The sequence below is a fragment of the Corynebacterium sp. LK26 genome, assembly GCF_014335085.1.
Taxonomy (GTDB): Bacteria; Actinomycetota; Actinomycetes; order Mycobacteriales; family Mycobacteriaceae; genus Corynebacterium; species Corynebacterium jeikeium_D.
This window is the reverse complement of sequence record NZ_PDHB01000011.1, coordinates 91,605-115,611: the sequence shown is the minus strand read 5'-3', so window position 1 is coordinate 115,611 and position 24,007 is coordinate 91,605. Positions and strand designations below refer to the sequence as shown.

Here is a 24,007-nt window from a genome sequence, read left to right as displayed (position 1 = left end):
ACTTAGCTGATAGAAAATGGGTTAATCTCTCAACTAAGAAAACTCAATGACCGCTGAAACCGCTCAAAATTCAAGGCGGGGAGAGAATCCCAGCTGTTCCACTGGTTTACAGAAGTCACAGAGTGTAGTTTTATAAACAGTATTGACTTAATGCACACGAGGAGTCCTCAACATGGCATACGAAACTGATTCCGAGCAGCGTCGTAGCGTTGGCCCTGCCCTGGCCTCGGCGCTCATTGGCGCCCTTCTCGGTGGTGCCGCTATCTTCGGCATCGGCCAGGCTCTGACCGAAGACCGAATTCCGGAAGCACAGGCTGTTTCCACCGATGACGCTCTGCTTGGCGGTGTCGAGTACGGTCAGCGTTAAGTTTTTAACGCTAACCCTCCTTTAAAGCTATGCCCACCTTTGTTCGAGCGCGTAAGCGCGTGCTTGTACCTTGGTGGGCTTTGCTGTGCCTGCTGGCATTCATCCAGTCCCCCGGCAAGACTGTCGCTGACACAAAGCACGACCTGACAGAAGACCCCATCGGGTTTTTGTCCGCCTCGCTCAACATGTGGTCAGACACCATGCCGCTGGGACAGCTCCAAAACCAGGCATATGGCTATCTCTTTCCACAGGGCGCGTTCTTCGCGCTGTTTAGTTTGCTGCCCGATGTCCTAGCGCCTGGCTGGCTGATTCAGGCGCTGTGGTGGAGCCTTACTCTCTGCGTGGCTTTTACCGGCGCATATCGCGTGGCCGAAGCTATAAACGTCGGCACGCATACCTCTCGCGTATTGGCGGCATTGTTGTACGCGTTGTCGCCGCGTGTGATTACGACGTTGGGCGCGATTTCGTCCGAGACCTGGCCCGTCGCGCTGGCACCGTGGATTCTGCTTCCGCTCCTGCGGGTCGCAGCCCGGCGCGAGGAACTGCCCTGGCGTGCGACCGCCCGTGCCGTATTGCTGTCCGGTCTAACGGTACTGTGCACTGGCGCGGTCAATGCGGTCAGTACAGCGGCGGCTTGCATCCCCGCAGGTCTGATGCTGCTCTTCTTCGCTTTTACGGGGCCTCGTCGCGGGCGTGCGTGGGCGATGCTCGGCGGTTGGCTGGCTGCGTGTGCGGCGGTCAGCATGTGGTGGATTGTGCCGCTACTGCTGCTGGGCAAGTACTCACCACCGTTTACGGACTACATTGAGTCCTCCGGTGTGACCACTCGTTGGTTGAGTCTCGGCGAGACGCTCCGCGGTTCCACCTCGTGGACGCCGTTTGTCTCTTTCGAACGAGTCGGCGGAAATGCGCTGGTCGCGGAGCCCATTCTCATTTACGCCACCCTGGCTGTAGCGGCGATTGGCCTACTTGGCTTGGTCATGCGCTCGCTGCCGCTGCGTCGAATGTGGCTGATGATGCTGCTCCTCGGCCTTGTCATCATGGCGGCCTGGACGGAGCCGTTCGGACTGGCGTGGGAATCGGCTCGAGAGGTGCTCGATTCCACGCTCGCAGCAGTGCGCAACCTGCACAAATTTGACACTATTGTGCGTCTGCCACTTGTTATCGGCTTCGCTCATGCGACAGCCCAGCTGCCATGGCCGTGGCGAGAGCCGGCGAATGAGCACACGAACGAGACGGCGAGCGATTCAGCGACCACTGGCTGGCAGCAGTGGCTACACCCGGAGAAGCACCCGCGCGCTATCGCATCGATGCTGGTTCTGGTGGTTATCGCCAGTGCCACCGCCCCTGCGTGGAGCGCACGCCTCGCCCCGACAGGTAGTTTTTCCGAGGTTCCGGGCTACTGGCACGAAGCGGCCGACTGGCTGAATGAGCAGGGCGAGGACACCCGCACGCTGGTGGTGCCGTCATCGCCGTTTGCTGATCAGACATGGGGCAATACTCGCGACGAACCGCTCCAGCCGCTTGCCGACGTGCCCTGGGCCGTCCGCGATACGGTGCCGCTAGTGCCTCCAGAGGCGATTCGCGGCCTCGATGGTCTGCGCAATTCGCTGACTCGGGGCCGTGAGGTACCGGCACTGGATGCCACCCTGCGCAACAACGGTATCGGCTACGTGCTGGTCCGCCACGACTTGAGAGTTACCTCGAGGGGCGATTCGCTGCGCGCCATCACTTCCACGCTGCAGGACTCTCCGACCATGGAAAAGGTGGCGGAGTTCGCGGACGAGGACGGCCATACCGCTATCCAGATTTGGGGTGCGGGCCCGAAGGAGCTGCGCAATCACGCACTTTCACCGCGGTTGGTGGACACTACCCAGGTACCGCTGGTCGCCGGCGGCCCCGAAGTGCTCCCGCGGCTTGACGAAGTCGATTCCGATGCTCCGGTGCGCATCCTGTCTGGCAAGGATGCCGGCACTGTCACCGACACCCCCGCCCGCCGCGGCCGCAACTATGGTGAAGTCGTCGGTGCGGAGTCAGCAATCCTGGCCGAAGACGAGGACTCATATGTCCGCAACCTCGTTCCGGACTACCCCGTCGTGGGACTGCCACTGACGCAGACAGCAACGGGTCGCGCCACAATTGAGGTTTCGTCGTCGGCCTCTGAGCCATACAACGTCGGTGGTGCATCGGCTGACCACTCGGTCAACGCAATGCTCGACGGCGACACCTCCACCTGGTGGGAACCCTTGGCGGGCAAGAGCCAGGCTGAGTGGGTCAAACTGTCGTGGAAGGAACCGACCGATAACGCAGTGCTCAGCCTGACCGGTGCTCGCGTTCCAGTGCAACTGCGCATCCAGACTGATACGGCTTCGAGCTCCGTACAGTTGGTCCCGGGTGAGACGACTCGTATTCCGCTGCCCGGCGGCAAGACCACATCGGTGCTCATCACAGCGAAGATTGCTCCTGTAGGCTTTGCTATCTCCGAGCTAGGCCTGGTGATTCCAAAGCGGGACACTGGCTTCGACGCATTCGAATCCAGCAGCCCCGATTCCGATGAAGATACAGAGTTTTCCACCGAGGATATAGCGGAGGACCTCACGCCGGTTCGTGTCCCGGTGGTGCCGAATTCCTCGTCGCTGGCTCAGCGTTGGGTCTTCGGCCAGGAGATTCATGAGGGCACGCTGGTGCGCCTGTTCACCGTTCCAAAGCCGGTAAACGTAAAGGTCGATGCTGATACCTGCCGCAGCAGCATCGGAGCCCCGTGGGCCAGCCTCCAGCGCGGTGACGGCTCTGATCACCGCGAGCTGACCTGCGGTGAAGAGATTGAGCTCTCACCGGGGCCATGGCGCATCGATGCCAAGTCCGATTGGGTGTCGCTCACCTCGACTGACTACTTCGCGCCGTCAGCTGAGCAGCAGAAAGTGACGCCAATCGATCTGAACAATCCCATTGACGCTGCCGACCACGATCGCATCGTGTGGTTGCCAATCTCTGTCAATGCTGGCCATGAGCTCCGTGTCGGAGGCGCCGCCATGAAGCCGGTAACGGTCTCTGGTTGGCAGCAGGGTTGGACGATTCCGGCCGGTATTGGCGGTGCGGTCGAGCTGACCTACCCACCGCAGCAGACCTGGCGTACTGGCATCCTGGCAGGCGGCGCACTCGCAACTGTGTACGTACTGGTCACTGTGGGGCTGGCTTTCGCTTGGCGACGCTTCGCTCTCACCACCCCGATTCCCGCGTCTTCGCTGAGCAATGACTTGCCGCGGGCGGCTATTGGCATTGCGGCTGCCGCGACAGTGACGCTGGTATCCAGCTGGCCTGGCGTGGTCGTTGCCCTCGTGGTGGTTGCCACTACCCTTGGTGCGGTTTTCTGGGCACGGAAGCGTGGGGACGTCGTCAAGCCATGGCTGAACGTGCGAAACGCCCTTATTATGATACTTGCTGCGACGATGTCGATTGCGGGCTTGGTGCTGGCGGCGAACCCGTGGCCGAAGGATGACTACGCCGGTGCCGACTGGCCGCTTCAGTTACTGCTGACGGCGGCGCTGACGATCGTTGCGTGCTGCTCGATGCTTTCCGATGGCGGTGCTGATAACGACACCGACAGCGACGTCGACGACACCGACAACACCGCTGATTAAGAGCTGTTAGCGGTTGACCCAGACGCGTGCGAAGAAGCGGCGGGCAGGCTCCTCGACGAGCGCGTAGGAGGCGGCGGCCACTGGAATCGACAGTGCGACCGTAACAATGGTGACACTGAGCAGATGGCCGGTAAATAGCTTCACACCAAGCAGCGGGAATGCGATGGAGAGCATCGCCACGTGCCAGAGGAAGATGCCGTACGACCAGCGCCCCAGCGCCTGCATGATGGGGTGTTCGAGGAAGCGCGACTCCGGCGCCATCGTCCAGGGACCGATGATGGCGGCACCGAAGACCAGCCCACACAGCAGGCGGCGGGTGAATTCCCAGCTGGTCAGTTCGACGAGTCCTTCGGGGCCCAGGTAGGAAGCCAAGACCAGCGCACCAACGGCGATCGCCAGCCACAGTGGGCGGCGGCGAGCCCAGCGCTGCATGGTTTCCACCCTCGCGCGGGCAGCATCGGTATCGACGCCCTGGAGCGATTCCAGCTCGGCGAGAATCATGCCAGCTGCGAACCAGGAAAAGTATGCAATCGGCTGAATATGCGGGTTAACGCCTTCTGGGTACGGCAGTGGCAGGTAGGGCCAGCCAAAGCTCAAGATTGCGAGCACGGAAATTGTCACTATGCGGCGCCCCTGCTGGCGATGTGGGTCCAACCGGCTAAGCCCGATGGCAAACAGCGGCAGCGCGATGTAGAACGCGACCTCCACCGACAATGACCACAGGTGCGTCAACCCACCGTGCAGAGAGCCGGAGAAATACACCTGTGTCAGCGTCAGGTTTGTCAGCCAAATCTTGAGATCCGCGCCACGCCCCACCGGCAGTGCGATGAGCACAATAAGCACCAGCACCCAGTACGCAGGCATAATGCGCGCAACGCGCTTCTTGTAGTACTTCGCCCAGCTCTTCTTCCGTCCGCCGTCGGCATCGGCCAATGCTTTACGACGGGGGATTCCGCCATAACCCGAGCGGTGAGAACGCCACAACAGGAATCCGGACAGCACGAAGAAAACAGCCACGAAGAAGTCGAAGCGGCCGAGGACGCGTTCCCACAGGGCTCCCACATCATGCCCGGTCTGGAATGCGACGTGCGTACCGATGATGCCCATCGAAGCCACAGCGCGCAGCCCCTCCAGCGAGGGCAGGAAGCCTGGGCGGAATGTGGTGGCAGAGTTCGGCACAGCGCTCGACACTGTGTCTTGCCCAGCGTTCGACGCTGCCGCAAATGCCTTGGACGTCATAGTACTTTCTTACACGGATACCGGAATGAGTAAAATCACTTGTATTCTATTATGAAATAAGTCCTGTTCAGACCTGTTTTTCCAAAACTCTTTTGTTTTCCCGACAAGTTATTTTTTAAAAACACACCACATAACTCCTAACTTCCTGCTAGGTTTTGCAGCAGAAAGTTACGTACAGTTAAAGGACTATCCGCTGATGAAGAGAACTCTCGGACATGCACTGATTATCATCGGTGCTGCATTGATTGTCATTGCCGTCCTTCTGCCAACCTTCCTGGTGCCTCGCCTCCGGGTCATCCCACTTGACACTGTGAGCGACACCATCACGGAGGTGCGCGACGGCACTCTGTTGGACTCCAGCCAGCTGGGCAAGAATGAGCCAACGTCAAACCGCAAGAATGACCCGCGTTGCAAGGCAGAGACGGACGAAGAGAAGCGCGATCTCCCGGTCCACTGCTTCATCAACGACAAGACTCCGATGCAGTCGAAGCGCCACGTTGAGATTGAGGAGCCGGCTGACGACAAGATCGCAACTCTCCAGGTCGGTACCACTCTGCTGCGCGATGACCGCGAAGAACCGAAGAACCTCATCAATGCAACCCTCGACCGCATCACTGTTGACCGCAGTACTGCGTACCCGGTAGATGACCCGATCTCCAGCGTTGCTATTAACGCACCCCAGGGTGGTTCGGACACCAAGCCGCCGACGTTCACCCGTCCGGGCATCCAGTACCAGTTCCCGTTTGGTGCTGAGAAGAAGTCCTACCCATACTACGACGTCCAGGCGATGCGTAACTTCGAGATTGACTTCGTCGGTGAGGAAACTCAGGATGGCGTCAAGGTCTACAAGTACTCCATGACCATTCCGCCGCAGAACCTCTACGAGTCCCTGACCGAGCACTTCACTCGTGACGGCCGCAAGCTCACCGAGGCTGACAAGTCCTCGCTGGCTTCCATGCGCCTGAGCTTCCCGGCTCACAAGTGGGGCCTGGAGGGTGACGACGACGTCGAGTTGGATCGTTACTACACCAACGTCCGTACTGTCCGCGTCGAGCCGACTTCTGGCGTGATTGTCAACGGTACTGAAGAGATGTTCATGTTCTACGCCAAGGACGACAAGGAAGCTGAAGAAATTGCTTCCAAGGCTGGCCGCGAAAAGGAGGCCAAGGAGCAGAACCGTACCGCGATGAAGTACACCGCTCAGTGGGACGAAGGCTCCAAGGGCCGCCAGATGGACCGCGCTAAGGAAGCACGTAAGTCGCTGACTATCGGTGGCACTGTCGCACCGTGGATCCTCGGTATCCTCGGCCTGGTTCTCATCGTGATTGGCTTCCGCATTCGCAGCAAGTCTGCCTAAGAGACCAAGCCACGAGGCCCTTAAGATGCCTCATGCTCTCGCTTACCCTAAGTTTCACTGAGGAAAGCGAAAAATAATTTAATATAGGGCACGTGACACAACGTTTCCGCACTACTCTGACCCAGTCGGCTCGCTCTCATTCGGAGCGAGTCGCCTGGGTTTTTGTGTTGTCGTGGATTCTCTTACTGACCGCTGCCGTGTGCTGGCCTCTCTTTGCGCCCCTCAAGGCCCCGGCTGATGGTCGCTTTGGGGCGCCGATTTTCCTGCTGCGCGACATGGTCATCCCCAATCACCCACCGCTTACCGACGCGGCCCTGGGGCTCGGCCCCGCTGCGGCACGAGCTGTTCCTCAGGACACCGCACTGTGGGCACTGGGATACTTTGTGGATGCCAGCCATTGGGTGCGCTTCGCCATGGTCGGCGCCTGTTTGATTGGTGGTCTTGCAGCTGCTGAGCTCGCCCGCAGGTTCACTCGCCGCGGCTCTGGCGCCAGTAGCGCATCCAGTGCCGGCCTTATCCCCATGACTCCGAGCTTGGCCAGTCAGCTGATCGCACCGACGATGCTGCTCTGGAACCCGTTCGTGGTCGAGCGCTTACTCCAGGGACAGTGGTCACTGGTCATCGCCGTATTGTTACTTCCGGCAGTTATTCTGGCAACACAGATGGGTAGTGCTTTGTGGCGCACCAGCGCCATTGCCGCTGCGGGCCTCACACCGACCGGTGCCCTTTTAGCTGGTATCACCGGCATTGCTGCCACCCGCAATAACCGCGACCGCGCTTGGATTGCGGCCACAACAGTGGCGGTCAGTTCACCGTGGCTGGTGGCATCTTTGCTGAACCCGAGTGCAGCTGGGTCCTCCGATGTTGCTGGCGCTGCCGCATTTGCGGCCAGAGCAGAGGCACACGTCGGCACGCTCGGCAGCCTGTTGGGGCTGGGCGGTATCTGGAATAAGCAGGCTGTGCCGCTAACTCGCGAGGCTGGTTTTTCGGCGATCATGGTGCTGGTGCTCTTGGTACTCATGGGCCTGGGATTCCGTCGTGTCTGGCATTCGCAAGAGCGCTGGCGGGGGCTGATTATCACCGGCGCCGTAAGCATTGTGCTCGTCGCTCTCGCCGCAACAACGCCGGGCATTTTGATGATGGGTTGGGCGCTCGAGCACATCCCGGGGGCGGGTCTGCTTCGTGATGCACAGAAGTGGATCGCGCTCGCTGTCCCTGCCTATGTCATCCTCGCCGCCAGCGGTGCGGAGTACCTGGCACGCCGCGCTCGCAGCGCCACCGCCAATATCGGCCAGTGGTTGGCTACTGGCGTCAGCGCGCTCATCATCATTGCCGCTGTCCCCACGCTGCCCGCCGATGTCGCTCCACTCCGCCCCATTCCGTCATGGGAGGGCTGGTCGGCGGTTTCCGGTGTCGTCGCGCTTGACGACGATCGCGTTGCGGTTCTACCTGCCGGTTCTTACCGCATCATTAATGGGCGCCCTGTCCTCGACCCGGCTACGAAGATTTTGCCCGCTCCGGTGGTGAGCTCCGGCGAATTGATCGTTTCTGGGCAGTCGGTGTCTGGCGAGGGAGCCACAACCGTTGAGCGTACGCTGCTCGGCGGTGCAAAGAGGCAGGAGGAGCTTGCGTCTGCGCTCCAGAGCCTTCGGGACCAGGGCGTTGGCTGGGTCCTAGTGGAGAATTCGCCCGGCAACTTCGGCGATTCAGCTGACATTGTGGCAGCGCTAGATCCCGTCTATGAAACACCTGACCTGCAGCTATACCATGTTCCCGGCGTTATCAATCCGACCACAGAACCAAGCCAGGGGGCCTATGCAGCTGCGTGGATAGCCTTTGGAATCTGGACTCTTTGCCTGCTCGCTGGGCTACTGGCGGGACTATTGGCTGGAGTAAAGGAAGCGCTACTGCCCCGCCGCAGGTAGCAGCTTGTCCAGAGTTGGGTTTTCCAAGACATTCAGAACTGCCTCGCCAGTTTTATCCCAACCGAATTCCGCAGCACGCGCGACGCAGGCCTTGGACATGGCGCGATGCAGTTCGCCGTTATCGAGAATCTGTCGTGTCTTGGTAATTAGGTCCGCTTCATCGCTGGCCAGCAGGCCAGTTTCACCGTCGTTGACCGAATCGCGCAATCCCGCCGAGGAACGGTAACCGACCGTCGGCACGCCGTGCTGCGCCGATTCGATGACGGCGAGCCCCCAGCCCTCCTTGCGCGAAGGCATCAGATGCAGACATGCCTTGGAGAGGATGCGGTGTTTATCCGCCTCTGTGACCTGCCCGTGGAAGACCACGTGATCCGAAACGCCCTTGTCACGGGCGTATTCCACGAGGTTGTCGTGCCACCACCCCGAGCCAATAACATCGAGAATCGCACCTGGACGATCCTGCACAAGATCTGCGAGCACATCGATGGCGTGCTCAATCTGCTTATGCGGGACCAATCGCGACAGCGTCACCAGATGCGGTGCCGGACCGTCGCACTCGGATAGGTCTGCCATGATTTCGGTCGACTGCAATTCCTCCGGAATCGGGTCCACACCATTGCGAATCACCGCGATGCGCCCCGGCGACACTCCGAGTTCTACCAGTTCAGCGGCACTTGGTTCGGAAACGGTGATGTAGCGGCTGCGGCGGTGAATCATCGGCGACAGACGCGACTCGATGAACCACCCCAGCTGGCTAATAATCGGCCCCGCCACTGGCCACTGTTCACGGTGGCAGTGATGTGTTAGCAGCACCGTCGGTGCGCCGGAGAAAATCCGCGCGAAGAAGGGGACACCGTTTTGGGTGTCGACCACGACATCCGGCTTGCCGCCGAGCACCTTGGCAATTGGGCCCACGCCAAATCGCGCACCCAGCATCGCGGTCCAGGAGCGCACATAGACGGAGAAGTTTCCACCAGCGCGGGAGAACGTCACGCCATCACGACGCGAAAGGGCTGGTGCGTCTGGGTAACTGGCCGTGCGGAACACCACGGTGTGACCTTGGTCGGCAAGGTAACCTGCGACGCGCTCCAAATAGCGCTCACTACCTCCACCTTCGGGGTGACCAGTGTCGCGCCAACACAACAGTAAGATTTTCATAACAATATGAGCCTAACGCTCGGCGCGGCTTTCGTTGCCGCTTTAGCTCAAATCCATACTCCCAAACCCAACCAGTCCATTAGATTGTTTGACGTGACCAGCTTTCGCTTTCCCGCTTTTATCGTCCCGCCCGCTCTGAAAGAGCTGCGCAGCTTTGCTACGCTGTCGCGCTCATTCGGGCTGCTCAACGACTTCAAATACGAGCAAACCGATCCCGATATCTTCTACGGGCACCTGGCTGAGGACACCATCGGCCTGTTGGAAGGCATCGCAGCTGGGGCGGATGGTGCGGCGGGGTCGACGGACACAGGGGGCACGTCGTCAAGCGTTACGACGAATACCGCACTGCGTGGCAAGCGCATCCTTGATGTCGGCGGCGGCCCTGGGTACTTTGGCCGAGCATTTGCCCAGCGTGGCGTGGAATATTACACCTGTGAACCAGATGTGGGCGAGATGGCGGCGGCGGGTATCAAGCTGGAGTCATCGGTACGCGGATCGGGGCTGGAACTGCCATTTCGCGATGACGCCTTTGACCTCACCTACTCGTCGAATGTCGCCGAGCACGTGCCCGAGCCGTGGACGATGGGCGAGGAAATGCTGCGCGTGACCAAGCCGGGCGGGCTGGTCGTGTACTCGTACACCATTTGGTACGGCCCGTTCGGCGGCCACGAGATGGGGATGACGCATTACCTGGGTGGCGACCGCGCGCGGCGCATGTATGAGAAGAAGCACGGCAAGCGACCGAAGAACTATTTTGGCGAGTCCCTGTTCAAGGTCGGTTGCGGTGAAGGATTGAAGTGGGCGCGCGCTGCCGCGGAGGCCGGCGACTGCGAGCTGCTGGCCGCTTTCCCTCGCTACCACCCGTGGTGGGCCTGGTGGATGGTGCACGTGCCGGTGCTGCGCGAGTTCGCGGTGTCGAACCTGGTGCTGGTGCTGCGGAAGCGGTAGGGGGTTCATAGAGGAAGCCTTTAGAGCCCCTGAACGCAAACCGTCACCCTAGCCCCCCCCCAATACCACCCCTGCTTTTAGGATAGCCTGCCCTTTGTTACTGTTTCCGACATTCGGTAGAATGCTGGGCTCGGGAGTACTCAACGAGACTCTTCGCACAAACAAAGGACCTACATGAACAAAACCTTCAGGACCCTGACAATCGCGGTGGCCAGCGGAGCCATCGCATTCACCATGGCAGCCTGCGGAAGCAGCGACACGAGCAGTGAAAACAACGCCAGTAGTGTCAGCGCCTCGGACGCCAACACACAGCTCCCTGTGACCATCAAGCACGCGTTCGGCGAGACCACTATCAAAGAGGCACCGCAGCGAATCGCGACTGTCGGCTGAGCGAACCATGAAGTACCGCTTGCTCTGGGACAAGTGCCCGTTGGCATGAGCAAGGCCACCTACGGTGACGATGACGGCGATGGCATCCTCCCGTGGGTTGAAGACAAGCTGAAGGAACTCGGCGCAGATTCCGGCGACAAGAAGCCGGTGCTCTTCGATGAAACCGACGGCATCCCGTTTGAAAAGGTCGCAGACACAAAGCCTGACATTATTCTTGCTACTTACTCCGGAATTTCTCAGGAGGACTACGACACGCTCTCCAAGATTGCGCCTGTCATTGCCTACCCCGACATGGCATGGGGCACATCATTGGAAGACATGATTCTGATTAGCTCCAAGGCGATCGGCAAGGCCGATGAGGGCAAGAAGCTGTCCGAGAACTTGGACACCACTATTGCCGACGCTCTTGAGAAGTACCCGAACCTCAAGGGCAAGAAAGCACTCTTTACCTCCTTCGGTGGCAGCTCCGACCCATCAAAGCTTGGTTTCTACTCCACCGAAGATCCACGCATGGGATTCCTTGTAAACCACGGTCTTGCAGCACCGAAGATCGTCGAGGAACAGTCCAAGACTGCTGACAAGTTCTGGGTTGAAGTCTCCACTGAGAACCCGGAGCAATTCGATGACGTCGATGTCATCATCTCCTACTCCTCGGGCGATAAAGCCGAGGATGAAAAAACGTCAAGGATATGCAGGCGGATCCACTGCTTTCCAAGATTCCGGCGGTGAAGAACGGCAACATTGCCTTCCTTGAAGATGGCCCGCTAGGAGCCGCCTCGAACCCCTCACCGCTCTCCATCCCTTGGGGCATCGACCGTTACTTCGCAGCGCTTAACGAAGGATTGAAGAAGTAATAGTGCCAACCTCAGTCCATGCTGCTTCAACAAAGTCCACTCCCCCTCCTTCGACGACCACCAAGTCAGCTGTATTTGTTCTCTTGCTGATACTTGGACTGGTATCGGTGGTCCTGTCGGTTATGTTCGGCATACGCAGTATTACGTTCACCGAGGCGCTTTCCGCCTTAGGTGGAGCTACCGACACCGCGGGAGAAGCTGCAGCGTGGACACGCATTCCGCGTACCGTGCTGGCACTGTGCGCGGGTGCAGCGCTCGCCACCTCGGGCGTAGCCTTTCAAGCTGTTACTCGAAACCCGCTTGCGGACCCCGGAATATTCGGCGTTCTTGCTGGCGCTTCTCTAACAGTTGTTATCGGTATCACCTTTTTCAACATCAGTCGCACACTGCCGACAATGCTAGTTGCGTCAATGGGCGCCTTCGCAGCTGCAGTGTTTGTCTACTGCGTGGGATCAATCGGCCACGGCGGAGCCACTCCACTCAAGCTAGCTCTTGCTGGAGCTGCCACGGCCGCCGCCCTATCTAGCTTGACCAGCGCCATCTTGTTGCCGCGCGCCGATGTCATGGACGAATTCCGCAACTGGCAAATCGGCTCCGTCAGCGGTGCGCAGTGGGAATCACTGACGGTCGCTTTCCCGTTACTTGGGCTCGGGTTCGTCATCGTCTTTTTAACCAGCAGCGGCCTCAACGCACTCTCCCTTGGCGATGATGTCGCCACCAGCCTCGGCATCAACTTAACCCGCACGCGAGTCCTGGCAACACTCGGCGCGGTGCTGCTCTGCGGGACCACCACTGCCGTCACCGGTCCGATTGCCTTCGTCGGTCTCATCGTCCCCCACGTACTCCGGATGATCCTTGGAACCGACCACCGCGTTCTCATCCCAGCAAGCGCTCTGGCAGGAGCAGTATTGCTCACGCTTGCTGACACCGTCGGGCGCCTCGTCGGTGACCAATCCGAGATTGCTGTCGGCATCATCATGCCCTTCCTCGGAGCTCCACTGTTTATTTGGATCGTGCGACAGACAAGGATGCGGGAACTATGACAAACCTCGCCCCCGAAACGCGCCCGCAGAATAGGGCCAGCGAATTAGCGACCGCTATCCAAGAACAACGCGGTCACGCCCGAATTCGTTTTACGCTCACATTATTGGTTCTAGCAGCGATTACGGCCGTACTGTGGCTGCTGAGTCTCATGCTTGGAGATTCCTTCTATTCCCTTGCCGATGTCATCGGCGTCATTCGCGGTGACACCGTCCCCGGGGCATCTTTCACAGTGGGAGAGCTACGCCTACCACGCGCCACGATTGCAATTGTCGCCGGCTTCGCGTTTGGCGTATCAGGAACAATCTTCCAAACGATGCTGCGAAACCAGTTAGCCTCACCGGACATTATCGGTATTTCCGCTGGTGCGGCCGCTGCTGGTTCGACCATGATTGTGCTGTTTCAGGCCTCTCAGACTGCCGTGTCAACGGTGGCGCTGATGGCGTCGTTAAGCGTGGCCGCTCTGACCTACCTGCTGGCGTTGAAATCGGGATTTGCCGGCACTCGCCTGATCCTGACGGGAATCGGCATTGCGGCGATGCTGCAGGCATGGACCACCTACGTGCTGTCGAAGGCTTCCGCGTGGGATCTGCCGACGGCCACACGTTGGTTGACTGGATCGCTGAATAACATCTCGTGGGAGCGCGGATTACCGCTGGTTATTACCGTTCTTGTCGTAACACCGCTGCTCTTGATTGGCGCGCACAGGCTATCAATCTTGGAGCTTGGCGACGACATCGCCACCTCACTCGGACTGCGCGTGAACCTGCTTCGCGGAGCTCTTATTGTCGGCGCCGTCATGCTCATCGCAGTGGCGACATCCGCAACCGGACCAATCTCATTTGTCGCATTCATGGCAGGCCCGATCGCGATGCGAATCTTTAGGCCCGGCGCGAACCTCATAGTGCCATCTGGATTGGTTGGAGCATTCTTGGTGCTTGTCGCAGATTTAGCCGGCCAATACCTCTTCGGCACGCGTTATCCCGTCGGAGTTATTACCGGCGCGCTCGGAGCACCCTTTTTGATCTATCTGCTCGTCAGAACATCTCGATAGCTGCGCTTTGTTCATCAAACCAAGGAGTCACTCACCGTGTCCGCACAACTGAATGCTCAGTCCCTTACTTCTGGATATGGGGAAAAACCCATTGTGAAAGACCTGACTTTGTCATTCGAAGCAGGCAAGATTACTTCGATTGTCGGACCAAATGGTTGTGGCAAATCAACGTTTCTACGTACGCTAGCTCGTTTGATTCGGCCATCAGCTGGATCCGTCGAGCTGGACGGCAAGGAGCTAGGTTCCTATTCTTCCCGCGAATTGGCAAAGCGGCTCGGGCTGCTTCCGCAGACCCCTATCGCTCCTGACGGCATCACTGTCGCAGACTTAGTCGGCCGTGGTCGAACCCCCTACCAGGGAATTCTGGGTCGCTGGAGTTCAGCCGACTACGACATCGTCGCCGAAGCTATGGAAGCTACCCGAGTCGCAGACCTCGCAGGGCGGTGCGTCGAAGAGCTCTCCGGCGGCCAGCGTCAACGTGTGTGGATTGCAATGGCACTCGCACAACAAACCGATGTGCTGCTTCTCGACGAACCTACAACCTACCTAGATCTAAAACATCAACTAGAAGTCCTGGATCTACTAACTGATCTCAATCAACGCCGAGGCACCACCATCATCATGGTGCTGCACGACCTCAACCTGGCTGCTCGGTATTCGGATGTTCTCGTCGCCATGCGCGACGGACGACTGCATTCCGCAGGAGCGCCTGTCGACGTGCTCACACAAGAGCTGACCCGGGAGGCGTTCGACCTCGAATCGCTGATTATTACCGATCCGGTCTCAGGGCTACCCACGGTTACGCCCATTGGGCGCCACCACTCGAAATTAGCCCAGTACTAGCTCAGTAGATGTAAGTAACTCATCAGATTTAAGGATTCCCATGGGATACCAGCCACACCGCGTCCGCGTTGCCCGCACGCAACAGATTTCCCCGCACTTTCAGCGCATAACACTTCACGACGTGGAGAATGTCGGGCCGAAGGACACGATTCGGGACCTCCGTATCAAAGTCATTATCCCAGCCGCTGGTCAGCTTCCAGAGCTGCCGGAGGAGAATTGGTTCGCCACCTGGAAAACCCTTGACCCCGACACTCGCGGCTATGTCCGCACGTATTCCATCCGCGCTTTTCGGCGCAACTTGCCAGACGACGCTCCCGATGAACTCGACATCGATTTCGTGCTACACCCCGATGCCGCTGGGCCAGCGTCTGCATGGGCTTCAAAGGCACAGATCGGCGATGAGCTGCTCATCATCGCACCGACACGAGATGATGAATCCGGCAGCGGCATCGAATTCGCCCCTGGAGCTAGTAGTCGCATCGTGATGCTTGGAGATGAAACTGCCTTACCTGCAATTGCGAAGACCCTGGAGGAATGGCCAGCGGGAGTGCAGGGAGAAGTGTTTATTGAGGTTCCATGTACAAGCGATGCCCAGAAGCTAGAGGTGCCATCTGGAGTCTCGGTGAAGTGGCTGGCGCGAGCGGAAGATGAGCACGACACTTCGGGCGAGCTGCTGTACTCCAATCTGGTGAAGCTTGTCAGCAATGCGCTAAGCCCGGTCTCACAAGAAGCACTGTCAAACGTTCTCGAGGGGAATACGGCGGCGACCACTACGTCGACGGGCGAGGATGACCCCAGCTTTCTGGTGTGGGAGACCCCAAGCTATTCACAGTCGGGTGAAGATATTTCCAATTCCAGCGGCGAAGACAAGGCCAACACCGAATCTCCGAATCCGAGGCTAACCGGGACTTACTTTTGGATTGCAGGTGAGTCTTCAGCGGTGATTCGGATGCGGAGGCTGCTGGTGAAGGAATGCCACGTCCCGAGGAAGCAGGTGTCGTTCATGGGGTATTGGAAGCGGGGTCAGGCAGCGAAGGGATAGCAAGAAATGCAGTGCTAGCAATCGCTGCAGGCCGGATCGTCACTACGCAGGCTCGACTGGAGTCCACGCGCCGAGCTCGTGACCTGCGGGCGTCGTGAAGTAGAAGCGACGACCGCCTGGGAAGTCGTACGGTTCCTTCGTAATTGTGCCACCCGACGCCTTGACCTGCTCGTATGTGGCATCCAGATCCGACACCCGGATGAGTGGCATGATTGCGCGCGTTGGATCCTCGGCGTTAACGCCACTGGCGGTGCCGGAATCTCCAGTGTCGGCGTAGTCGTCGCCGTACATGGCGTAGGTCCAGCCGAAAACGGATGAGAAGAAGTCGCGGACTGTGTTCAGTTCTTCAACGGAAGAGGCGGGGAACTCGATGTAGTCGATGCGGGAGTCGCTCATGAGCCAAGTCTAGGAGAATTGGAGGAGCCACAATCGCCACCTAAAAATACTTATGTAATTACCCCCGGTTTCTCACATAACCGCAGGTGGGAGACTACAGGGAGTCAACTTTCTCCCCAGCACCCCTCAAATCACCCCCGGCAATCCGCCATTCGTTATAGAGTGACGCACGACACTTTACGACGAATCTGTGAGGTAAAAACACATGACTTCCGCCACCATTCAGCCGGGCGGCGAAGCCTTCATCTACGAGGCAATTCGCACCCCGCGCGGCAAGGGCAAGAAGGACGGCTCCCTCCACGAGGTACGCCCGGTATCACTTCTCGTCGGCCTCATCGACGAAATTCGCAACCGCTTCCCGGACCTGGATGAAGAACGCATCAGCGACCTCATCGTTGGCTGCGTCAGCCCGGTCGGCGACCAGGGTGCGGACATTGCCCGGACCGCAGCACTCACCGCAGGTCTGCCGTACCGCACCGGCGGTGTCCAGATCAACCGCTTCTGCGCTTCCGGCCTCTCCGCCATCAACTTGGCTGCTCAGAAAGTCCGCTCCGGCATGGACGAGCTCGTCCTCGCCGGTGGCGTCGAGTCCATGTCCCGCGTGCCAATGATGTCCGACGGCGGTGCAATGGCGATGGACGCACAGGTCTCGTTTGCGACCGACTTCGTCCCGCAGGGTATTTCCGCTGACCTGATTGCATCGCTCGACGGCTTTGACCGTGAGTCCCTCGACGAGATGGCAGCACTCTCCCACGCTCGTGCCGCAAAGGCTTGGTCTGAGGGCCGCTTTGACCGCTCCGTCGTCCCAGTCAAGGACGCTAACGGCCTGACCATCCTCGATCGTGATGAGACCATCCGCGAAGGCGTCTCCGCAGAGTCCCTCTCCGGTCTGCGCGCAGCCTTCACCATGATGGGTGAGCAGGGCGGCTTCGACGCAGTTGCACTGAAGAAGTACCCGCAGCTTGAGCGCATTAACCACGTCCACCATGCAGGTAACTCCTCCGGCATCGTCGATGGCGCTGCACTGACTCTGGTTGGCTCTGAGAAGGCCGGCGCAGACATGGGTCTGACCCCACGCGCACGCGTTGTCGCCACCGCCGTCAATGGTGTCGAGCCGACCATCATGCTGACCGGTATCGAGCCGGCTGTCCGCGAGGCACTGGCCAAGGCCAACCTGACCGTCGACGATATCGACGTCTGGGAAATCAACGAGGCGTTTGCCGCCGTCGTCAAGCACGCTCAGCAGAACCTGGGCATCGACTACGACAAGCTCAACATCAACGGTGGCGCAATGGCCATGGGTCACCCGCTGGGTGCAACCGGTGCCATGATCACCGGCGCCGCAATCGACGAGCTGCACCGCACCGGTGGCCGCTACGCTCTCATCTCGCTCTGCGTGGCTGGCGGCATGGGTGTTGCAACCATCATCGAGCGCGTCTAAAGCAAACCGGAACGAAACTCACAGCGACAATTACCGCGGTCACACCGCGATAACCACAAAGGACTGACTGATTTATGAGCACAGATAACATGTTCCGGTGGGATCAGGACGACGCCGGAATCGTCACCCTCACCATGGATGACCCGAATGCGCCGGTCAACACCATGAACAAGACCTTCCAGGACGACATCTGCGCCACCGTGGAGCGCCTGGAAAACGAAATTGGCGACGGCTCTGAGACCTCCATCAAGGGCATCATCATCACCTCTGCGAAGAAGACCTTCTTCGCAGGCGGCGACATCAAGCAGATGTCCAAGGCCACTGAAGACGATGCAGCTGACATGTTCGGCATGGTCGAGGACATGAAGGCCTCCCTGCGTCGCCTGGAGAAGCTCCCGGTGCCGATTGTTGCTGCCATCAATGGCGCAGCACTGGGCGGCGGCCTCGAGGTCGCGCTGGCTGCTAACCACCGCGTTGCTGCCGATGTCCGCGGTTCCAAGATTGGCCTGCCAGAGGTCACCCTCGGCCTGCTGCCGGGTGGCGGCGGCGTTTCCCGCGTCGTGCGCATGCTGGGCATTCAGGACGCGCTGATGAAGGTCATTCTGACCGGCGCTCAGATGAACCCGGGCAAGGCCCTCGCAGCTGGCCTCGTTGACGAGGTTGTTGCTCCGGAGCAGCTCATCGACACCGCCCGCGCATGGCTGACCAGCGAAGACGCCAAGGCCGCACAGCCGTGGGATGAGAAGGGCTTCAAGATCCCAGGCGGTGACCCGAAGACTCCTAAGTTCGCAATGAACCTGCCGTCCTTCCCGGCAAACCTGACCAAGCAGCTCAAGGGCTCCCCGATGAAGGCTCCCCGCCTTGCGATGCAGGCTGCCATCGAGGGCTCTCAGGTCGACATCGACACCGCACTGCGTATCGAGTCCCGCTACTTCACCGAGCTGGTCACCGGCACCCAGTCGAAGAACATGATGCAGGCGTTCTTCTTCGACCTCAACCACGCTCAGGGCGGCGGCTCCCGTCCGCTGCAGGCTGATGGCACCCCGTACCCGAAGCGCGAGTTCAAGAAGGTTGCCGTTGTCGGCGCCGGCATGATGGGCGCAGGTATCGCCTACGTGTGTGCAAAGGCTGGCATGGAAGTTGTCCTGAAGGACATTTCCCTGGAGAACGCCGAGCGCGGTAAGTCCTACTCTGAAGGTCTGGAGGCCAAGGCTCTCAAGCGCGGTCGCACCACTGAGGAGAAGTCCGCAGCGCTGCTGAACCGCATCAAGCCGACTGAGTCCTACGACGACCTCTCCGACGTCGATCTGGTCATCGAGGCCGTCTTCGAGAACACCGACCTCAAGCACAAGGTTCACGCCGAGATCGAGGCTGCAGTTCCGGAGACCTGCATCCTGGGCTCCAACACCTCCACCCTTCCGATCACCGAGCTGGCTTCCCACGTCAAGCGTGAGAAGGACTTCATCGGCCTGCACTTCTTCTCCCCGGTGGACAAGATGCAGCTGATCGAAATCATCTCCGGCGACAACACCGACCCGGCAATCCTCGCCGCTTCGCTGGACTTCGCTGTTGCAATCCGCAAGATTCCGATTGTCGTTACCGACTCCCGCGGTTTCTACACCTCCCGCGTCATCGGCACCGTCATCAACGAGGCCCTGCGCATGGTTGCCGAGGGCTACGACCCGGCCATCATCGAGGCCGCTGGTCGCCAGGCTGGTTACCCGGCACCGCAGCTCCAGCTTGCCGACGAGCTGAACCTCAAGCTCATGGAGAAGATCGCTGGCGAGACCCGCGCTGCCGCCGAAGCTGCAGGTCAGACCTTGGACGAGGGCGGCGTGCCGGCTCTGGTCGAGGCCATGCTGCACAAGTTCGAACGCCCGGGCAAGCTCGAGGGCAAGGGCTTCTACGAGTACGTCGACGGCAAGCGCTCCGGTCTCTGGCCGGGCCTGTTCAACGAGCTGCGCGAGGAGCTGAACATCACCCCGATCGCTCCGGAAGACACCGACCTGCAGGAGCTGGTCGACCGCATGCTCTTCATCGAGGCCATCGAGACTCAGAAGTGCGTCGACGAGGGCGTTCTGCTTCACGACGCCGACGGCAACATCGGCTCCATCTTCGGTATCGGCTACCCGGCCTGGACCGGTGGTACTCGCCAGTTCATCAAGAACTACGACGGCGCCACTGTCGTCGACCCGGCTGCAGCTCACCCAGAGCGCCGCGGTGTCGCAGGCTTCGTCGAGCGCGCCGAAGAGCTGGCCGCTAAGCACGGCGAGCGCTTCAACGCTCCGGAGTCCCTGAAGAAGTAAGTTTCTTCGCGCATCCACCCCAGTTGCTGGAATTGTTCCAGTAACCGGGGTTTTCTGCCTTCGAGGCCCTGCAAGGCGCATAGCACCGCTGAACGCACGAGCGCGGCAACACCTGTAAGGACATCCCCGTTAAACTGCGCACATGGCTAGAAACGTCGTTGATCTGCCCTCCGCACTGCCTGAACTCGCTATCGACCAGCAGGGGTTTGACGCCCCATCGCCGCAGCTAATCATGCTTAACGACGAACTCGCGACCCAGCTCGGTCTCTCCCCACAGTGGCTCCGGTCAGACGCTGGCCTGAAGTTCCTCACTGGCCGCGGAGTCGGCAAGGAAACCGATACCCCACCCGGCGCATACACAACCCCGGTGGCCACGGCCTACGCCGGCCACCAGTTCGGCAACTTCGCAGGCCTACTCGGTGATGGTCGCGCGCTCTTGCTTGCCACTGTTGAGGCTGAATCGGGGCTGACTGGGCTGCACTGTCCGCCAAACCAGCACAGCCAACCCAACCACCCCGATTCCCCCAAAGAGAAAGCCCGCAGCGACAACAACCAGGCCTACGAGATTCAGTCTAAAGGCACAGGCCCCACGCCCTTCTCCCGTGGCGGTGACGGCAAAGCTACGCTGACCTCCGCCCTGCGGGAGTACCTCATCAGCGAGGCCATGTATGCGCTCGGTGTCCCCACCACCCGCGCGCTGGCAGTCATCGCAACCGGCGAGGAAATCTACCGCGGCTCACAAACCCCTTTCGACAACACCGACCCCACCACCGAACTCCAACCGGGTGGGATCGTCGTGCGCGTAGCATCCAGCCACCTGCGAGTTGGCACGTTCGAGCTGGTCGCTCGCTCCGGAACGGACACCGGAATCATGGATCGGCTCATCGAGTTCGCCGCGCAGCGGCATGGCTACGAGGGTTCGGCGGAGTCGGTTCTCCGGGACGTCGTCAAGCGGCAAGCTAATCTCGTTGCGGCGTGGCTGGCCTGTGGATTTGTCCACGGCGTGATGAACACCGACAATGCCAGCATCGCGGGCGAGACCATCGACTTTGGGCCGTGTGCGTTTCTGGATGCGCACGATCCGCGGGCGGTGTTTAGCAGCATTGATCGAGGCGGTCGATACGCGTTCGGCGCGCAGCCGACGATTGCCGGGTGGAACATGTCGAAGCTTGCGGAGACTTTGCTACCGCATTTCGCAGGCACCCCGGAGGAAGCCCTCGCACGCGCCCGCGACCTCCTGGGCGAATTCGCCGACGAGTTCACCGATGCGCTCAGCCGCAGGTGGCTGCCCAAGTTGGGGATTCTCCCCTCGCTTTACGACGACCCGCTGGCCATCCCCCTGGTGCAGCAGTGGCAGGCGTTGCTGGCGAAGTTTGGGCTCGACCATACGAATGCTCATCGGGCGCTGATTGAGGTTCTGGCCAGCGATGATGGGCAGGATTTCACTGCGCTGACCGCGCTGACCAGACTGTCTGATGATCCTGCGTTCCCCGCTGCCGCGACTGAGTGGAGGCAGTTGTGGCAGCGGACGCGGGAGGAGCTGGGAATCGACCAGACGACGGCCCTGGCACTTATGGAGGAAACGAATCCGCTGTATATTCCGCGAAACTACCTGGTCACGGAAGCGTTAGCGGCGGCAGGGGCGGGGGATCTGACCGACTACCGGCACCTGCTGGAGGCGGTAACCAACCCCTTTGAGTCGCAAGACGCCCCTGCGGGGTTCACGGAGCCGGCACCGCGGGAGTTGGGTGCTTTCCACTCGTACTGTGGGACTTAATGCGCTGCCTCTCCGCCTCCTCCAAAGTCCACTTCCTCTTCCAAAGCCCACTTCACGACACAGGTGTCACCTCGTGCCAGCTGTGGAGGTGGCATGAGGTGACACCTGTGTCGTGAAGTCGCGGATGGGGCCGGACAGGAGCCCGGCGGTGGGACAGCCAGAAATTCAGCAGCCCCAACCCCTGCGGGGGTGCCAGGATGTTACAACGTTGCACCACTGCACAGGATTAACTCCCCAATCGAGGGTAAAAGACACCGTCAAATAAGGGATGGTTCGCCTGATTAATACTCATATGTTTTTTGGACTTGTATGGTTAGAGACTGTATTGAACGGTCGTATCCAAACCTTAGAGCCCACCACACCCAAGTTGTCACCACCACCATTGCCTATGCAGGTGGGAGGTGGGTATCTAAGTCATTTGGAGTGAGCCGATCACCAAATTCATATCGCCTATCTGGCAGAATCTAGAAAGGCTCGCGATGCATAGACCCGTTGCCTCCGGCCCCTTCCACACCCGGCAGAAACTCCGGCGGAAGCTCCGACAGCGAGAGAAGTCCCGTGCCACAAAACTGCACGCAACAACGCTCAGCGGAAAAGGAAAGTTCACGCTGCATGTCCGCCAGATCCTGGCGGCTTTGCTGGTAATCGCCTTGCCAGGAAGCGCGCTCGCTGCCTGCAGCACTGACCAGCAACAGGTCGGCGCGGGGTTCATTGTGGTCCAGAACTCCGAACCACAGTCGCCGCTGTACACCACTGACACCAATGAAACCGGTGGTGGCGATATCCTCCGCATGCTCTACTCAGGTCTGGTGCGCTACGACACCGACGGCTCGATGATCCTGGACCATGCGGCAGAAATTAAGCCCAACGAGGACTCGACCCATTTCGACATCACGCTAAAACCGGGCTGGACCTTCCACAACGGCGAACCAGTCACCGCGCAGAGCTACATCGATGCCTGGAATTACGCTGCCTACGGCCCGAACCTGCAGAAGCAGCAGTCCTTCTTCGCCAACGTGCAGGGTTTTGATGCTGTTTCGGGAGAAAAGGCCACGGAGAAAACACTCTCCGGCCTGAAAAAGGTCGATGACCTGAGGTTCACCGTGGATCTGACCAACCCAGATTCTTCCTTCCCGCTCAGCCTCGGCTATGTCGCGTTTATGCCGCTGCCGAAGGCCGCGTTCGAAGACAAGAAGGCTTTCGGTGAACACCCAATCGGCAATGGACCGTACAAGATGGCCGAAGGCCGCGCTTGGCTGCACAACAACCAGCTAACTGTGGTTCGCAATGATGACTTCGCCGGTGAGCACAAGGCCCGTAACAACGGCCTGGTATACCGCTTCTACTCGGACGTGGACACCGCATATGCAGACCTCCAGGCCGGCCGCCTGGACACGCTGCCACGCACAATTCCACCAACGGCTCTCGCCAGCTTCCAAACCGACTTCCCCGACTCCAGCGCAAACGTCCCGACCTCCTCTTCGCAGTACTTCGCAATTCCGCGAAATCTGCCAGGTTTTTCGGGTGAAGAGGGCAAGCTTCGTCGTCAAGCGATTTCCATGGCGATTGACCGGAAACTAATCACTGAGAAGATTTTCTTCGACACCCGCACCCCGGCGCGCGAGTTCAGCTCGTTGACGCTCGGCGACCTTGACCCGAACGTACCTGGCCAAGAGGTGCTGGAATACAACCCGAAGAAGGCCCGCCAACTGTGGGCCGAAGCCAACAAAATTGCGCCGTTTACCGGCTCGTTCGACATCGCCTACAACGCCGACGGCGGACACCAGCAGTGGGTCGAAGCGGTGACCAACATGATTGGCGAGACCCTCGGCATCGATTCCCACGGCAAGGCCTACCCGACCTTCAAGCAGCTGCGCGATGAAATCTCCAACGAGACCATCACCAGCGGCTACCGCACTGGCTGGGCAGCTGACTACCCATCTGTGGCCAACTACATGCTTCCGCAGTTCGTCACCGGTGGCTCCTCGAATGACAACCACTACTCCAACCCGGAGTTCGACAAGCTGATTCAGGAGGCGGCCTCGGCAAAGAGCGCAGACGATGCCAAGCCAATTTATGTCAAGGCTCAGTCTGTGCTGATGGAGGACCTGCCAGCGATTCCGCTGTGGTACCCCAATGCTTCGGTGGCGTGGAACCCGAAGCTGCGCAATGCCGTAGTGATGTGGGACGGCATCTTGGACTACCCAATGATTGAGAAGGACTAGCAC

The 24,007-nt window shown here is 59.7% G+C and carries 16 protein-coding genes and 1 pseudogene; 14 read left to right on the top strand and 3 right to left on the bottom strand.

Annotated features, from left to right (window positions below):
* Positions 1 to 172 precede the first annotated feature (172 nt).
* Positions 173 to 367, top strand: coding sequence for a DUF2613 domain-containing protein (locus CRD13_RS07115; protein ID WP_005510537.1), 195 nt, complete (start codon positions 173 to 175; stop codon positions 365 to 367).
* A gap of 29 nt (positions 368 to 396) precedes the next feature.
* Complete coding sequence (locus CRD13_RS07110; RefSeq protein ID WP_187401474.1) at positions 397 to 4,008, top strand: alpha-(1->3)-arabinofuranosyltransferase family protein; 3,612 nt, start codon at positions 397 to 399, stop codon at positions 4,006 to 4,008.
* Between the two features lie 6 nt (positions 4,009 to 4,014).
* Here the strand turns inward: CRD13_RS07110 and CRD13_RS07105 are convergent, their stop codons facing one another.
* Entirely contained in the window at positions 4,015 to 5,247 is a 1,233-nt protein-coding gene (locus CRD13_RS07105; RefSeq protein ID WP_187401473.1) for an acyltransferase, read from the bottom strand.
* 196 nt (positions 5,248 to 5,443) lie between these two features.
* Here CRD13_RS07105 and CRD13_RS07100 point away from each other — a divergent pair, with 196 nt between their 5' ends.
* On the top strand, positions 5,444 to 6,604 hold the full coding sequence (locus CRD13_RS07100; protein ID WP_187400698.1) for a DUF3068 domain-containing protein: 1,161 nt from the start codon (positions 5,444 to 5,446) through the stop codon (positions 6,602 to 6,604).
* A gap of 92 nt (positions 6,605 to 6,696) precedes the next feature.
* On the top strand, positions 6,697 to 8,529 hold the full coding sequence (locus CRD13_RS07095) for a hypothetical protein (protein WP_187401472.1): 1,833 nt from the start codon (positions 6,697 to 6,699) through the stop codon (positions 8,527 to 8,529).
* Here the strand turns inward: CRD13_RS07095 and CRD13_RS07090 are convergent.
* Positions 8,509 to 9,687: a glycosyltransferase family 4 protein gene (locus CRD13_RS07090; protein WP_187401471.1), complete on the bottom strand. Its 1,179-nt coding sequence runs from the start codon at positions 9,685 to 9,687 to the stop codon at positions 8,509 to 8,511. The two genes, CRD13_RS07095 and CRD13_RS07090, sit on opposite strands and share 21 nt — an antisense overlap.
* Before the next feature lie 93 nt (positions 9,688 to 9,780).
* Here CRD13_RS07090 and CRD13_RS07085 point away from each other — a divergent pair, with 93 nt between their 5' ends.
* The 6 genes and pseudogenes from CRD13_RS07085 to CRD13_RS07060 all read left to right on the top strand — a co-directional run bounded on the left by CRD13_RS07085 (position 9,781) and on the right by CRD13_RS07060 (position 15,859).
* Entirely contained in the window at positions 9,781 to 10,635 is an 855-nt protein-coding gene (locus tag CRD13_RS07085; protein ID WP_141739555.1) for a bifunctional 2-polyprenyl-6-hydroxyphenol methylase/3-demethylubiquinol 3-O-methyltransferase UbiG, read from the top strand.
* A gap of 174 nt (positions 10,636 to 10,809) precedes the next feature.
* Positions 10,810 to 11,879 (top strand): annotated as a pseudogene (locus tag CRD13_RS07080) (iron-siderophore ABC transporter substrate-binding protein).
* Positions 11,880 to 12,001: 122 nt separating this feature from the next.
* Positions 12,002 to 12,922, top strand: coding sequence for an iron ABC transporter permease (locus CRD13_RS07075; RefSeq protein ID WP_070437322.1), 921 nt, complete (start codon positions 12,002 to 12,004; stop codon positions 12,920 to 12,922).
* Positions 12,919 to 13,974, top strand: a complete 1,056-nt coding sequence (locus tag CRD13_RS07070) for an iron chelate uptake ABC transporter family permease subunit (RefSeq protein ID WP_049171768.1) — start codon at positions 12,919 to 12,921, stop codon at positions 13,972 to 13,974. The genes CRD13_RS07075 and CRD13_RS07070 overlap by 4 nt, the downstream gene beginning before the upstream one ends.
* 36 nt (positions 13,975 to 14,010) lie before the next feature.
* Complete coding sequence (locus tag CRD13_RS07065; RefSeq protein ID WP_049171770.1) at positions 14,011 to 14,817, top strand: ABC transporter ATP-binding protein; 807 nt, start codon at positions 14,011 to 14,013, stop codon at positions 14,815 to 14,817.
* A 40-nt stretch (positions 14,818 to 14,857) separates the two neighbouring features.
* Positions 14,858 to 15,859, top strand: coding sequence for a siderophore-interacting protein (locus tag CRD13_RS07060; RefSeq protein WP_147719431.1), 1,002 nt, complete (start codon positions 14,858 to 14,860; stop codon positions 15,857 to 15,859).
* A gap of 42 nt (positions 15,860 to 15,901) precedes the next feature.
* Here CRD13_RS07060 and CRD13_RS07055 read toward each other — a convergent pair whose 3' ends face one another.
* Positions 15,902 to 16,255 carry a VOC family protein gene (locus CRD13_RS07055; protein ID WP_070595687.1) on the bottom strand — a complete coding sequence of 118 codons (354 nt, stop codon included), beginning with the start codon at positions 16,253 to 16,255 and terminating at the stop codon, positions 15,902 to 15,904.
* Between the two features lie 205 nt (positions 16,256 to 16,460).
* Here CRD13_RS07055 and CRD13_RS07050 point away from each other — a divergent pair, with 205 nt between their 5' ends.
* From CRD13_RS07050 to CRD13_RS07035, 4 genes are all read left to right on the top strand, one after another.
* Positions 16,461 to 17,696, top strand: a complete 1,236-nt coding sequence (locus CRD13_RS07050; RefSeq protein WP_048760224.1) for an acetyl-CoA C-acetyltransferase — start codon at positions 16,461 to 16,463, stop codon at positions 17,694 to 17,696.
* 74 nt (positions 17,697 to 17,770) lie between these two features.
* The gene (locus CRD13_RS07045; RefSeq protein ID WP_187401470.1) at positions 17,771 to 20,002 is read left to right on the top strand and encodes a 3-hydroxyacyl-CoA dehydrogenase NAD-binding domain-containing protein; all 2,232 of its coding nucleotides are present in this window, start codon (positions 17,771 to 17,773) and stop codon (positions 20,000 to 20,002) included.
* 142 nt (positions 20,003 to 20,144) lie between these two features.
* Positions 20,145 to 21,779, top strand: a complete 1,635-nt coding sequence (locus CRD13_RS07040; protein WP_187401469.1) for a protein adenylyltransferase SelO family protein — start codon at positions 20,145 to 20,147, stop codon at positions 21,777 to 21,779.
* A 479-nt stretch (positions 21,780 to 22,258) separates the two neighbouring features.
* Complete coding sequence (locus tag CRD13_RS07035; RefSeq protein ID WP_187401468.1) at positions 22,259 to 24,004, top strand: ABC transporter substrate-binding protein; 1,746 nt, start codon at positions 22,259 to 22,261, stop codon at positions 24,002 to 24,004.
* Positions 24,005 to 24,007 lie beyond the last annotated feature (3 nt).